The following is a 13,878-nucleotide window of genomic DNA, read 5'->3' as shown; positions in this document are numbered from 1 at the left end:
CTTATCGGTAGTTAACCCTTCCTCCTACACTCTCCACAATCATGTCCGAGCGTTGCACTTATTATCTGAATTCGCGGGTAATTCGGTTTATTCCTGGTGAAATATTTCGTGTTTATTGCCGATGGGATTTTTTGAAATAATTACTCATACCTTCCTAAATAACTCTACAAACGCGGCATTATTCCTCCACTTTTATTTCGTAAAGTGATAGCCAACACAGAAGAGAAAGGGAGTGAACTATGAAAGCAGTCATTAAAGCAGTATCGCTGCTTGCTGTAATAACCATGCTGAGTGGTTGTATTGTCGCCCCCGGACATTATCACGACCGTGGCTGGCATGGCGGCGGTGGTGGCTGGCACGATCGTGGCGGCCCGGATCGCGGCTGGCATGGCGGACCGCATCGCGGAAGATAACAGGGCAAAGCCTGCATACAGCAAAGCAGTAAAAGCAGTAAAAGAAGTAAAAGCAAAAAAATTGGGCGGGAATTTTCCCGCCCTTCTCTTTTTCTGTCGCGCTAGCTTTTAATCTGATAATTGCACTGATACCAGACTTTCTTTAATCCTGGCAGATGGCTGTCCTGCTCAGGCAGCGACTGGGCCATATCAAAACCGCGCTGACCACAATAAGTCGCCAGATCGCTCATCATCGCCTGGTGGTTCACTTTCTGCGGATCAAAACGGTACTGCACGGTGTTGGCAACCGGATCTTCATCCACTTTCTCAAAAGCGCCGGGTTTGCTGGCAGTACAGCCAGCCAGTAAAAGCAGCGCTAGTGCGCCGAAAATCTTGAATTTCATCTTTTTTCCTCACATCGCTGCGCAGCATAGCAAGCCAGCCGGTAGCCACCATCGGAACAGGGCTGAAAGGGCATAAGTAAATGCGATATTTACCAATTGAATCGATTCACTAAAACGAATGGTGCTGGCTGCGCCCGGGTGTCATCATGCAGTCAGACATCGAAGAGAGTCTGTGCCATACACCAGGTTTTAAACATTACTACAATGACTTGGCCTGTTTATGCCCGCGGCGAGCGGGCTTTTTTTTGCTCGTTAGCCGCCGCTGGCGCCGAGCATCATACGCAAAACGTTGGCCGCTTGTTTAGGAGGAAGTGCCAGAATCGCCTGATAGAGATCGATCGTCATATCGCACATTTCATTATGATCGACACGAATATCGGTTGGTGCGTTCAGCATCTGCAGTTTACTGCCCCACTTTTCATACAGCGTACGCACAATTCCCTGCATGCTCTGACGTGCCACGGGTAAATCAACACTGATTTCCGGCCCGGTGCTGGCCGCCAGCAACGCGTCCATTTGTTGCAGGTCCTGCTGCTGCAGTTGCGGTGGTAACTGCCCGATGGTATTCACTTCACCGCTGAGTTGCGGGAACAGGAACTGGAAACAGAGTTCACCTGAGAGCTGCCGCAGGCTTTGCATCTGGCGCACACTCATCCGGATATAGTCGATCACGGCACTATCCTGCGCCCGTCCGACGCGCTGATTCAGCAAATCAGCCAGCATGGGCCGCAGCTGAGCAATCGCTTTGTCTGTCTCTGCGCCATTACGCACGCTGATCACCAGCTCATCATTTAACTGCTTATATAACGCCGGGTCCTGCTGTTTGATGGTGCGATACACCAGCATCGTCGCCAGTTGCTGCTGCGCGGCGTCAAGACGTGCCGCCAGTTGTTGCTGAGGCTGAATCCAGTGCAGCCACGCCATATTGCCCGCCACCAGCGGCACCGCAACCAGTAACAGCGCCAGCCAGCGGGAGATCTTCGCACGGCGTACCAGCCAGAAAGCCAGCAGGGAAAGAACGATCAGGGCAACAACTGAAGGGATAAGGTTAATTTCAGACAAAACAATTTCCATTATTTAATGCACAGGGAAGAACGCTGCGCCTTCCCGGGAAGTCATTACAGCAGATTGACATGAGCGATACGCGGCGTTTAATCCGCCCGCACATCCACCAGCACCGGGCAATGGGCATGCTCAATCACCGCCGCACTGACTGAGCCTTTTAACAGGCGATTAAACGGTGACAGATGACGGCGGCCCATAATAATCATTGCCGCCTGCAGCAGATCGGCCTGCGCCACAATGGTTTCCGCCGATTCACCGGCCACCACGCGCCCACGCGCCTGTACCCCCGCGCGCTGCAACTCCGCCAGCGCCTGGCGTACCACCGCTTCCGCAGTATTCTGCTCATCCTGCGCCAGCGCAAAGTCCGCCGGATCTTCACCTGCAGTAAACTCCAGCGGTGCATTGCCGGCAGAGTAGCTGGCATCCACACAGCACACCACCACCACCCCGGCCTGCTGTGCCTGCGCCTGCTCAATCGCCAGGCTCACCACTTTGCGGGCATGCGCTGAATTATCGACTGCCACCAGTAACGTTTTCATTTTATTCTCCGGTTAATCGCGTGCGGTCACTTTGCCAATCTCGCGCGTCATCGCCTCTTTGCACTTAAGGATCTCAGTGCGGAATAACGCTTCATATTTCTGAAAACGTGGGCACGGCACCAGCAGGGAGACGCTGAAACGGCCAAATACCGTATCAAGCGCCACCGCCATGGTGGAAATCCCTTCCAGGGTTTCGCCGCGGTCGTACGAAATGCCGGTTTCGCGGATTTCCGTCAGATGCGCCAGCAGTTCCGGCAGCGTTTTTACCGTGTTTTCTGTCATCGCCGCATACGCATCACCCACCAGCGTACGCACATCTTCGTCACTCTCCAGCGCCAGCAGCGCACGTCCGCCAGAAGTACTGTACAGCGGCAGATTCAGTCCCATCCGTGGCACAACGCGCAGTTCACGATCTGCCACCACATAATGCACGATCGCCAGTTGCGTCCCGCTGGCACGCGCCAGTGACACCGTTTCACCGGTCGCATCACACAGCGTTTGCAGGATCGGACGGGCAATATCAGAGACATCGGTATGCACGGCGGATAACAAGCGTAATAACGCCGGACCAAGACGCACGCCACCCGCGCCCTGGATGCGGATCATCTGCACCGAATCCAGCGCGGCCACAATACGCTGGACGGTTGAACGCGGCAGATCCACCGCCTGCGCGATCTCGCCCAGACTCATGCCATTCGGCTGCTCGCCTAATATATTCAGTATTTTCGCGGCGCGGGTTATCACCTGAATGCCACCCGTTTTTTCATCATCACCGCGTTGAGGGTTGTCAGACATGCTGTTCTCTTCCTTGTTCAGGCCGTCGCTACTGTAGCGCTAATTGCGCACTTTTTACAGCCTGTACCGCATTGCAATACAACAAACCGCGATGTAACATGCCTCTCCGCTGTATCACATCGCAATACAGTGCATCACATATAACAAGAAACTCTGGAGCACCTGTTATGAACGGTCAGCCTTCGCCGGCGCCGGTTCCCCATCCTTTTACCCTGCGTCTGGCGCTGGGACTGGTCGGGGTGCTGATCGCTGCGCTTACTGCCGGGTTAAACGATCGCGTCACCGATATTGCACTGGCCGATATCCGGGCAGCGCTGGGCATCAGCTACGATCAGGGCAGCTGGATCACCGCGCTGTACCAGGCGGCGCAGGTGGCATCGATGATGATCGCCCCATGGTTTGCCGTCACGCTTTCTTTACGCCGCGTTACCCTCGGCGTTGCCAGCGTTTTTACTGTCACCGGCGTATTACTGCCGTTTGTCACGGATATCCAGCTGTTTCTGCTGTTGCGCGTGATCCAGGCACTCTGCGCAGGCGCATTCCCGCCGATTCTGATGACCGTCGCGCTGCGTTTCCTGCCGCCAGGGATTAAATTGTTTGGCCTCAGCGCCTATGCCCTGACCGCCACCTTTGGCCCGAATATGGCCGCCTCGCTGGCGGCATTCTGGACAGACAGCATCGGCTGGCAGTTTGTCTTCTGGCAGGTCGCGCCGCCAATGCTAATCGCCATGCCGCTGATCGGCTGGGGATTGCCGCAGGACCCGGTACGTCGTGAACGCTTCAGGCAGATGGACTGGTTTGGCATGCTGACTGGCGGCAGCGGCATTGCGCTGCTGATTCTGGCGCTGACTCAGGGGGAACGCCTCGACTGGCTGAATTCACCGCTGATTAGCGCCATGCTGTTCAGCTCGGCGGCGCTGTTGCTGGTGTTTCTGATCAACGAATGGTTCCACCCGCTGCCGCTGTTCCGCTTACAGATGCTGCAACGTAAAAACCTGATCCACGGCCTGCTGGCGCTGGCCGGGGTACTGACCGTCGCGCTGTCAGGCTCGGCGCTGCCTTCCGCCTATTTTGCCCAGGTTGAAGGTTTCCGCACCTTGCAGTTCGCGCCGCTGGCGATGGCGATCGGTTTGCCGCAACTGCTGATCGCACCGCTGGTGGCGGCCCTGCTCAATCTGCGCTGGATCGACTGCCGCTGGATGCTGACCGCGGGTGCTGCACTGCTGATCGGCTCCTGTGTGCTGGGATCGCAGCTGACCAGCACCTGGGCGCGGGAAAACTTCTGGCTGATTCAGCTGATGCAGGCCTTTGGTCAGCCGATGATGATTATTGCGGTATTGATGAGCGCCACCAGCGTGGTGCTGCCGCCGGAAGGGCCGTTTGCCGCCGCGATGTTTAATACCGTGCGCGGTGTCGCCAGCGTGGCGGCCAGTACGCTGGTGCAGAGTTTCCTCAGTCAGCGCGAAAAATTTCACTCCCATTCACTGCTCGATCAGGCGGCAAACCGTGGCTGGTTGCTGAGCGCCGAATCCTCGGCCAGCGCCACTGCCTCCACGCCTCTGCTGCCCGATGGCAGTATCAGTTCGGCGGAAAATATCGCCCGTTTCTCCACACTGGTGAAACACCAGGCGATGGTGCTGAGTATCAGCGACGCCTACCTGATGCTGATCGGTTTTTCCCTGCTGCTGGTGGTTCTGACCGCCTGGCTGCCAAAACGAGTCTGGCCGCCACAAACCCTTATTCAACCTGCTACGCACACCCCGGGATAATGATTATGCGTGTTACACCTGCCAAACGAACTCTGCTGCTGGCGTTATTGCTGGCGATCCTGCTGCTGATGGCGCTGTTTGCCTGGCACAGCCTGCACAGTAACAACTATCGCACCGATGACGCGTACGTCACCGCCGATTACACGCTGGTGGCGCCGAAAATTTCCGGTTATGTCGCCAGCGTCAATGTCAGCGATAACCAGGCGGTGAAGGCTGGCGATCTGCTGGCCACACTGGACGACCGCGACTACCGCGTCGCGCTGGAAACCGCGCAGGCAAATCTGCAGATCAGCCAGGCCAAACTGACCAGCATCGAAGCCCAGCTGGAGCAGCAACAGGCAGTAATCACTCAGAAACAGGCGGCGGTCACCTCCAGTCAGGCATCATTAAGTTATGCCGACCAGAATGCCGATCGCTATCGCCGCCTGCTGAAAAGTGGCACCGCAACGGCCGATGAACAGCAGAAAGCCAGCTCTACTATGCGCGCGGCAGCGGCGCAGGTTCAGCAGGATCAGGCCGCAGTCGTCGCTGCGCGTAAAGAAGTAGGGATTTTGCAGGCCAGCCAGCAGCAGGCGCAGGCCGATATCGCAGCAGCACAGGCCAGTGTCGACCAGGCGCAGCTGAATCTTTCCTACACGCGCATTACCGCGCCGGTGGATGGCAATATTGGTCAGCGTGCTGTGCGTCAGGGCGCTTATGTCTCCGCAGGTACGCGTCTGCTGGCCGTGGTACCACTGGAACAGAGCTATATTGTGGCGAACTTCCTTGAAACCCAGCTGGCGCATGTGCAGAGCGGACAACAGGTCGACATCAAAGTGGATGCCCTGCCCGGTGCGCGTTTCCGTGGTCACGTTGACAGCGTTGCCCCGGCAACCGGCAGTACCTTCTCCGCCATTACCGCCGATAACGCCACCGGTAACTACACCAAAGTCGTGCAACGCCTGCCGGTAAAAATCGTGCTGGAGCCCGGCCAGCCGGACCTTGCGCGCCTGCGCGTCGGCATGTCAGTAGTGCCACAGATATTGGTAAAATAATTGTGAGCATTGTCTCAGAACAAGACTATTTATTTTATCGCACTTTAAGCGTAGATTAGTCGCGATCCTGCTCCGGGTTTCCCGGGGCGACGCGGGATAAAAGCGTGTAGCACCCTAATAAGCTCACCTTTTTGACCGAACTGTTTGTGTTGCACGGGTTTGGGATCGCCATTGCCGCAGTCGCTCACAGGAGTCGTCTGGTGAAATACGCATTGATGGGAGTGTCGTTCTTCCTGTTGGTCTGGGTTGGCACTTTTTTCCTGATGGTCTAAAGCCAGTTACCCTTCAGGCATTGTACCTGGGATGAAATGAGGGCGACATTGATGTCGCCCTGTTAGTTTTACTCTTCTGCTTCTGCACTCTTCGCCGTGACCGGCAATATACCATCGGCACGGAACATCGCTTTGATACCGCGAACCGCCTGACGAATACGATCGCTGTTCTCAATCAGTGCGAAACGCACGTGGGTATCACCGTAGTCACCAAAACCGATACCTGGCGAGACACACACCTTCGCTTCCTGCAGCATATGTTTGGCAAACTCCAGTGAGCCAAGATGGGCATAGTGATCCGGGATCTTCGCCCAGACATACATTGATGCCTTCGGCATCTCCACCATCCAGCCCGCTTCGTGCAGCCCTTTCACCAGCACATCGCGACGGCGCTTATACTGCTCGGCAATATCGCGCACGCACTGCTGCTCGCCTTCCAGCGCAGCAATGGCCGCCACCTGCAGCGGGGTGAAGGTGCCGTAATCGTGGTAACTCTTGATACGCGCCAGCGCGCTGACCAGCTCTTTATTTCCCACCATAAAGCCGATGCGCCAGCCCGCCATGTTGTAGCTTTTCGACAGCGTAAAGAACTCCACCGCCACATCGCGTGCGCCCGGCACCTGCATAATCGATGGCGCTTTCCAGCCGTCATAGACAATATCGGCGTAGGCCAGATCGTGCACCACCAGCACATTGTACTGCTTCGCCAGCGCAATCACGCGCTCAAAGAAGTCCAGTTCCACGCACTGCGCGGTCGGGTTTGACGGGAAGCCGAGGATCATCATTTTTGGCTTCGGATAGCTTTCGCGAATTGCACGCTCCAGCTCATTGAAGAAGTCGACGCCCGCCACCAGCGGCACGGAACGCACCTGCGCACCGGCAATGACCGCACCGTAGATATGAATCGGATAGCTGGGATTCGGCACCAGCACGGTGTCGCCATGGTCCAGCGTGGCCAGCATCAGGTGTGCCAGCCCCTCTTTGGAACCGATGGTGACAATGGCTTCGGATTCGGCGTCAATCTCCACCTGGTAGCGATCGGCATACCAGCGTGAAATCGCCCGGCGCAGACGCGGAATACCGCGTGACGTGGAGTAACCATGGGTGTCCGGGCGCTGCGCCACGGTACAGAGTTTTTCCACGATATGCGGCGGGGTGGCGCCATCAGGGTTGCCCATACTGAAATCGATAATATCTTCGCCGCGCCGGCGCGCAGCCATTTTCAGTTCAGCAGTGATATTAAAAACATACGGGGGGAGACGTTCAATACGGGAAAAACGACGAGTTGAGCCGTTGTCAGCCATAGCATCCTCTTGATTTACGTAAGCGCCCGGACCGTCCGAGCGACGCTGACCACCATTGTGGCCGAAGAATGAACATAGCCTGATTGTTTACCGCTTGTCGAGAGGCGGAATAAAATTTTCTTATTCGTCGTTATTCAGGCGGCCAAACACCCAATCGTCCACCCACTGTTCACGCAACAGATAATTATCCCGCAGCGTGCCTTCCAGCAGAAAACCGTTCTTCTCCAGCACCCGGCGCGAAGCCCAGTTCCCTTCCACCACTGATGCGGTCAGTTTGTGGAACTGGCACTCAGCAAACAGGAAATCACACAGCGCCTGCAAGGCTTCGCTGCCATAGCCATGACCCCAGCAGTCAGGCAGCAGCGTGTAGCCCACCTCCACCTGGCGATACGGATACCACTGCGAGTTGGCCCCCAGCAGCCCAACCGCTTCGCCGTCGGCGCGCTGGCGCACAGCGAGACACAGCATATGCGTGCTGGTGATTTGCCATGGTGCAAGGCGTTCTTCGAAGCGCTGGCGGATATTTTCCGCAGAAGGAATAGCACTCACCCACTGCATCACCTGCGGGTCATTGTGAATGCGCAGGAATAACGGCCAGTCCTCCGGCAGCAGTTTGGTTATCTCTAAACGCCCGGTAGTCAATTGCATAACGCCCTCAGTAAATAAGGAAATTTAACTTTTCCTGCCGACCTTTAATTCCTCTTTTATCACACTAACGGCGGCAAAAAAGACTAACATGGTGAATAATTAGCCTGAAAAGGCTTTTTTCAATCGGATAACGACATCCGTATAATATTACTCAGACTTTCCTCTTTTTTATCATCTGCGCCAGAATCAATTGCCGTCCGACGGGTGATAAACAGCAAAATTGATCTCATCCCTGTTTGCTGCAAACTCTCCACGGCTTACCTGGCACATTGGTGCGAGTTTCCTTATTATTGGAAACTCAAGTCATAGCCTTACGGGATGTCTGTGCAATCCATTTTTGAAATGCTACTGGCGGTATTTGACCGCGCGGCACTGATGCTTATCTGCCTGTTCTTCCTGACGCGTACCCGTCAGTTTCGCCAGCTGCTGCAAAAAGATGAACATTCGCGCCAGGAGCTGATCGCGGTTACCGCCATCTTCTCACTGTTTGCGCTGTTTGGCACCTGGAGCGGTATCAATGTCGATGGCTCGCTGGTCAACGTGCGCGTCATTGCGGTGATGTCCGGTGGCATTCTGTTCGGCCCGTGGGTGGGTATCGCGACCGGTACGATTGCCGGGGTGCACCGCTTTCTGATCGATATCCATGGCGTGACATCGGTTCCCTGTCTGATCACCAGCATTATCGCGGGCTGCATTTCAGGCTGGATTAACCTGAAAGTTGCCAAAGATAAGCAGTGGCGTATTGGTATTTTCGGCGGCATGTTGTGTGAATCCCTGACCATGCTGCTGATTGTGCTGTGGGCCAATCCCATGTCGCTGGGGCTGGAGATTGTCAGCGAAATCGCCATTCCGATGATCCTCGGCGCCGTCTGTATCGGCCTGATTGTGCTGCTGGTGCAGAGTGTGGAAGGGGAAAAAGAGGCTATTGCTGCGCGGCAGGCCAAGCTGGCGCTGGATATTGCCAATAAAACCCTGCCGCTGTTCCGCCACGTTAACAGCCAGTCACTGCGCAAGGTGTGCGAAATTATCCGCAGTGATATCAACGCCGACGCTGTCGCGATTACCAATAAAAGCCAGATCCTCGCCTATGTCGGCTTTGGCGAACAGAACTATCACAATGGCGATGATGGCATCAGCCCGACCACCGCGCAGGCCATTGCCACTGGCAGGATCATCATCAAAAACAATGATGAAGCGCACCGCACGCCGGAAATCCACTCGATGATTGTTATTCCGCTGCGCGAGAGCGGTGAAGTGACCGGCACACTGAAAATTTACTATCGCCACGCGCACCGCATCACCTGGTCGCTGAAAGAGATGGCAATCGGTTTGTCGCAGATTATCTCCACGCAGCTGGAGGTGTCGCGCGCCGAACAGTTACGTGAAATGGCCAATAAAGCGGAACTGCGCGCGCTGCAGAGCAAGATAAACCCGCACTTCCTGTTCAATGCGCTGAATGCAATTTCGTCGTCTATTCGCATGAATCCGGATACTGCGCGCCAGCTGATTATCAATCTGTCGCGCTATCTGCGTTATAACCTGGAGCTGAATGACGATGATGCTATCGACATTAAAAAAGAGCTGTACCAGGTGAAAGACTATATCGCCATTGAGCAGGCACGCTTTGGTGACAAACTGACCGTAATTTATGAAATTGACGAAGACGTCGCCTGCAAAGTTCCCAGTCTGCTGATCCAGCCATTAGTGGAAAACGCCATTGTGCATGGTATTCAGCCGTGCCGCGGCAAAGGCGTGGTGGTGCTGGCGGTACAGGACCAGGGCGATCGGGTACGTATCTCGGTGCGCGATACCGGCAACGGAATCAGTGAAGAAGTGATGGCGCGGGTCGAAAATAATGAAATGCCCGGCAATAAGATTGGCCTGCTGAATGTGCATCATCGGGTCAGATTGCTGTATGGCGAAGGGCTGCAAATCTATCGGCTGAATCCGGGGACCGAAATTGCGTTCTATATCAGTAAAAATGGTCACTCGTTGCCGGAAAATAATGTTTCACTTTCAGTGTAGTACGCTGCAATTATCGGGGAAGTGCTTGTGAATGCGATTATTGTTGAAGATGAATTTCTCGCCCAGCAGGAGCTGAGCTGGCTGATTCAGCAACACAGTAAAATCAACGTTGTCGCCAGCTTCGATGACGGGCTGGACGTCCTGAAATACCTGCAAACCAGTCAGGTAGACGTGATTTTCCTCGATATCAATATTCCGTCGCTGGACGGCGTGTTGCTGGCGCAAAACATCAGCAAATTCGCCCATAAGCCGTTGATTGTTTTCATTACCGCTTACAAAGAGCACGCAGTGGAAGCGTTCGAACTGGAAGCCTTCGACTATATTCTCAAGCCTTATCATGAGTCACGCATCGTCAGCATGCTGAATAAGCTGGAAACGACTTATCAGCATCAGCAGCAGGCGCAAATCAGCGGCAGCACGCAGACACGCAATGCGCCAATGACCATCAATTTAGAGAAAGATGAGCGCATTATCGTCACGGATATCAACGATATCTACTACGCAGAAGCCCATGAAAAGATGACGTTTGTCTACACGCGACGGGAAGTGTATGTGATGTCGATGAATATCACCGAATTTTGCAGCCGCCTGCCGGAGGAGTATTTCTTCCGCTGCCACCGCTCGTGGTGTGTGAATCTGAGTAAGATCCGCGAGATCGAACCGTGGTTTAACAACACCTATATCCTGAAACTGCGCGATCTCGATTTCCAGGTACCGGTCAGCCGCAGTAAGGTAAAAGCGTTCCGCCAGTTAATGCGCTTGTAGGCGGGATTCCCTTCCCGCCTGCTGCGATCAGAGAACCTGACCCAGCGCCTGACGCAGATGTGCACCCGCGCCAAGCAGTCCCGGCTGATCGTGGGTGATCAGAAACACCGGAATATCCGCCACGAAATCACGGAAGCGGCCTTTATCTTCAAACGCGCTGCGGAAACCTGACGCTTTAAAGAAATCGAGGAAACGCGGCACGATGCCACCGGCGATATACACGCCGCCAAATGTCGCCAGCGTCAGCGCCAGGTTGCCACCGAAACGCCCCATGATCACACAGAACAGCGACAGCGCCCGGCGGCAGTCAGTGCAGCTGTCCGCCAGCGCACGCTCAGTGACATCTTTCGGTTTCAGGTTTTCCGGTACACGATCATCTGATTTAACAATCGCCCGATACAGATTCACCAGTCCCATACCGGAGAGTAAACGCTCGGCGGAAACATGGCCCAGCTCGTCGCGCAGTACCTGCAGGATCTGGTCTTCTTCTTCGCTGTTGGCAGCAAAATCCACATGGCCGCCCTCACCCGGCAGGCTGACCCAGCGTTTGTCGACGTGCACCAGATGCGCCACCCCCAGACCGGTGCCGGCACCATACACTGCAATCGGCTTATCTTTCACCGCCGCTTTGCCACCAAACTGCAGTACATCGCTTTCCGCTAACATCGGAATTGCCATCGATATCGCCGTAAAGTCGTTAATCACTTCCAGATTTGCCAGACCGAGATTTTTCTTCATCTCTTTGCAGGAAAATGCCCAGCTATGATTGGTCATCTCAATCCAGTCATCTCCCACCGGGCAGGCGATGGCAATCGCGGCATCGGCAATTTTTTCCTGCGCATGCTCATCCAGGTAAACGCGGATCACCGCTTCCAGGCTGTCGTAGTCTGAAGTGGAAAATGTCTTAATCTGTGAAATAGCGCCGCTCGCCAGTTCACACAGCGCGAGGCGGGCGTTGGTGCCACCAACATCACCGACCAAAGCATAGTTCGTCATTGTTTTGCTGCTCCATTAACGTCAATGGCTATCACTATAAATTTCCCCTGGTCAAACGACAACGTCCGCACGGCAGAAACCCGCCAGAAAAATCCGTAACTTGCGATCCGCCGCGCGGTTCAGCATTGTGTAAGCGTATACACTGCTATGCTGTCTTGATTAATGACCCTCAACCAGCAGGATAACAATATGCATTATCTTCCCGACGCCGGGCGCTATGAGCAGATGGAATACCGTCGCTGCGGCCGCAGCGGTCTGAAACTGCCCGCTGTTTCTCTCGGTTTATGGCATAACTTTGGCGATACCACACTGGTGGATAACAGCCGCCAGCTGCTGCGCCACGCCTTTGATCGCGGTATCACTCACTTCGATCTCGCCAATAACTATGGCCCGCCGCCAGGATCGGCTGAAGAGAATTTTGGCCGTATCCTGCGTGCCGATTTTCTCCCTTACCGCGATGAGCTGATTATCTCCTCCAAGGCGGGCTACACCATGTGGGATGGCCCGTACGGTGACTGGGGATCGCGTAAATATCTGGTCGCCAGCCTCGATCAGAGCCTGAAGCGTATGGGGCTGGAGTACGTGGATATCTTCTATCATCACCGTCCTGATCCGGAAACGCCGCTGGAAGAGACCATGCGCGCCCTCGATCATCTGGTGCGTCAGGGGAAAGCGCTGTATGCCGCGATCTCAAACTATCCGGCGGATCTGGCAGCTGAGGCGATTGCGATTCTGCGCGATCTCGGTACGCCGTGTCTGATCCACCAGCCACGCTATTCGATGTTTGACCGCACGTCCGAAGGGGGCTTGCTGGATGTCCTTGAGCAACAGGGCGTGGGCAGTATCGCGTTCTCACCGCTGGCCGGAGGCATGCTGACTGATCGCTATCTGCAGGGAATTCCTGAAGATTCCCGTGCCGCCAGCGGCAGCAAATTCCTCAACAGCGACCAGCTGACAGAAGAGAAGATGGCTAAAGTTCGCCAGCTGAACCAGCTGGCGCAGGCGCGCGGGCAGAAACTGTCGCAGATGGCACTGGCGTGGGTGTTGCGTGGTGAGCGCGTGACCTCAGTACTGATTGGTGCCAGCAAAATCAGCCAGATTGATGATGCGGTGGGCATGCTGGCGAACCGTCAGTTCAGTGCTGACGAGCTGGCACAGATTGATGCGATTCTGGTGTAAACGTTTCCCCGCCATCGTCTGATGGCGGGATTTCATCTCATCCAGAATATTCCCAAATCAGATTTTCCTTACAGTTTTAAGAAATCGCCTGAATGCCAGTGACCTGGCCGCGGGATACTCTTGCCTTAACGGCGGCGCAGTTTACCGCTGATAAGGAGAAACAGATGAAACGTGCCATTATCTTTGCCGCTTTGCTGGCAAGCACCGCGCCTTTGGCTCTTCACACAGCACAAGCCAGCAGCGCGGAAATCAACATCGCGCCGGGCATTACCCTGCATCTGGGTGATCGCGATAACCGGGGTTATTACTGGGACGGCGGCCGCTGGCGTGATGACCGCTGGTGGCGACACGAGGAGTGGCGACGTCATCGTGAATGGGAGCGCGAGCGTGCATGGCGCGACCATGAACGCAGCCGCGAATGGCATCATCGCCATGATGATCGCCGGCCACCTCCACTACCGCCGGGGCCGCCAGGACGCTGGTAAACGACTCCGTAAAGAGCAGAAATGTGCGAACCGCCCCTTCCCCCATACCATGGGGGAAGGCTGGGATGGGGGAACAAATAACTCAGCATCTCAGACGCTTGCTCCCCCTCCCTGGCCCTCCCCCGCAAGCTGTACGGTCCGGGGACACAGTGAACACTTGTTCGGGGACATGGTAGACACTTACAACTAAGGCATAAGAACCCGTT

General features: G+C 55.3%; 15 protein-coding genes. 8 read left to right on the top strand and 7 right to left on the bottom strand.

What is annotated here, in order from left to right; all coding sequences use genetic code 11:
- The first annotated feature begins 239 nt into the window (after positions 1-239).
- The gene (locus ACSZO1_RS18345; protein WP_437615184.1) at positions 240-413 is read left to right on the top strand and encodes a hypothetical protein; all 174 of its coding nucleotides are present in this window, start codon (positions 240-242) and stop codon (positions 411-413) included.
- Positions 414-514: 101 nt separating this feature from the next.
- Here the strand turns inward: ACSZO1_RS18345 and ACSZO1_RS18340 are convergent, their stop codons facing one another.
- The 4 genes from ACSZO1_RS18340 to ACSZO1_RS18325 all read right to left on the bottom strand — a co-directional run bounded on the left by ACSZO1_RS18340 (position 515) and on the right by ACSZO1_RS18325 (position 3,195).
- Positions 515-796: a hypothetical protein gene (locus ACSZO1_RS18340; RefSeq protein WP_437615182.1), complete on the bottom strand. Its 282-nt coding sequence runs from the start codon at positions 794-796 to the stop codon at positions 515-517.
- Positions 797-1,048: 252 nt separating this feature from the next.
- Complete coding sequence (locus ACSZO1_RS18335) at positions 1,049-1,858, bottom strand: hypothetical protein (RefSeq protein WP_437615180.1); 810 nt, start codon at positions 1,856-1,858, stop codon at positions 1,049-1,051.
- Positions 1,859-1,947: 89 nt separating this feature from the next.
- On the bottom strand, positions 1,948-2,400 hold the full coding sequence (locus ACSZO1_RS18330) for a universal stress protein (RefSeq protein WP_437615178.1): 453 nt from the start codon (positions 2,398-2,400) through the stop codon (positions 1,948-1,950).
- 12 nt (positions 2,401-2,412) lie between these two features.
- Positions 2,413-3,195, bottom strand: a complete 783-nt coding sequence (locus tag ACSZO1_RS18325; protein ID WP_437615176.1) for an IclR family transcriptional regulator — start codon at positions 3,193-3,195, stop codon at positions 2,413-2,415.
- A gap of 167 nt (positions 3,196-3,362) precedes the next feature.
- Here ACSZO1_RS18325 and ACSZO1_RS18320 point away from each other — a divergent pair, with 167 nt between their 5' ends.
- The 3 genes from ACSZO1_RS18320 to ypdK all read left to right on the top strand — a co-directional run bounded on the left by ACSZO1_RS18320 (position 3,363) and on the right by ypdK (position 6,270).
- Positions 3,363-4,964, top strand: coding sequence for an MFS transporter (locus ACSZO1_RS18320; protein WP_437615174.1), 1,602 nt, complete (start codon positions 3,363-3,365; stop codon positions 4,962-4,964).
- A 5-nt stretch (positions 4,965-4,969) separates the two neighbouring features.
- Positions 4,970-5,998, top strand: coding sequence for an HlyD family secretion protein (locus tag ACSZO1_RS18315; protein WP_437615172.1), 1,029 nt, complete (start codon positions 4,970-4,972; stop codon positions 5,996-5,998).
- Positions 5,999-6,198: 200 nt separating this feature from the next.
- On the top strand, positions 6,199-6,270 hold the full coding sequence (ypdK, locus tag ACSZO1_RS18310; protein WP_101242506.1) for a membrane protein YpdK: 72 nt from the start codon (positions 6,199-6,201) through the stop codon (positions 6,268-6,270).
- 68 nt (positions 6,271-6,338) lie between these two features.
- Here ypdK and alaC read toward each other — a convergent pair whose 3' ends face one another.
- Together alaC and ACSZO1_RS18300 are read right to left on the bottom strand one after the other, a co-directional pair.
- Positions 6,339-7,574, bottom strand: a complete 1,236-nt coding sequence (gene alaC / locus ACSZO1_RS18305) for an alanine transaminase (protein WP_437615170.1) — start codon at positions 7,572-7,574, stop codon at positions 6,339-6,341.
- A gap of 120 nt (positions 7,575-7,694) precedes the next feature.
- Positions 7,695-8,222 carry a GNAT family N-acetyltransferase gene (locus tag ACSZO1_RS18300; protein ID WP_437615168.1) on the bottom strand — a complete coding sequence of 176 codons (528 nt, stop codon included), beginning with the start codon at positions 8,220-8,222 and terminating at the stop codon, positions 7,695-7,697.
- Positions 8,223-8,564: 342 nt separating this feature from the next.
- Between ACSZO1_RS18300 and ACSZO1_RS18295 the strand changes: the two genes are divergently transcribed.
- Positions 8,565-10,247: a LytS/YhcK type 5TM receptor domain-containing protein gene (locus ACSZO1_RS18295; protein ID WP_437615185.1), complete on the top strand. Its 1,683-nt coding sequence runs from the start codon at positions 8,565-8,567 to the stop codon at positions 10,245-10,247.
- Between the two features lie 27 nt (positions 10,248-10,274).
- Positions 10,275-11,012: a LytR/AlgR family response regulator transcription factor gene (locus ACSZO1_RS18290; protein ID WP_437615166.1), complete on the top strand. Its 738-nt coding sequence runs from the start codon at positions 10,275-10,277 to the stop codon at positions 11,010-11,012.
- A gap of 27 nt (positions 11,013-11,039) precedes the next feature.
- Here the strand turns inward: ACSZO1_RS18290 and glk are convergent, their stop codons facing one another.
- Positions 11,040-12,008, bottom strand: a complete 969-nt coding sequence (glk, locus tag ACSZO1_RS18285) for a glucokinase (RefSeq protein ID WP_437615164.1) — start codon at positions 12,006-12,008, stop codon at positions 11,040-11,042.
- 189 nt (positions 12,009-12,197) lie between these two features.
- On the opposite strand from glk, the gene mgrA reads away from it, so the two are divergent.
- Together mgrA and ACSZO1_RS18275 are read left to right on the top strand one after the other, a co-directional pair.
- Complete coding sequence (mgrA, locus tag ACSZO1_RS18280; protein WP_437615162.1) at positions 12,198-13,187, top strand: L-glyceraldehyde 3-phosphate reductase; 990 nt, start codon at positions 12,198-12,200, stop codon at positions 13,185-13,187.
- Positions 13,188-13,351: 164 nt separating this feature from the next.
- Positions 13,352-13,672, top strand: coding sequence for a DUF2502 domain-containing protein (locus tag ACSZO1_RS18275; RefSeq protein WP_437615160.1), 321 nt, complete (start codon positions 13,352-13,354; stop codon positions 13,670-13,672).
- The last annotated feature ends 206 nt before the right edge of the window (positions 13,673-13,878 follow it).

It is taken from the genome of Erwinia sp. V71 (assembly GCF_965644245.1).
GTDB lineage: Bacteria > Pseudomonadota > Gammaproteobacteria > Enterobacterales > Enterobacteriaceae > Erwinia.
The sequence above is the reverse complement of the archived record's forward strand: the minus strand, read 5'-3'. Positions and strand labels throughout refer to the sequence as shown.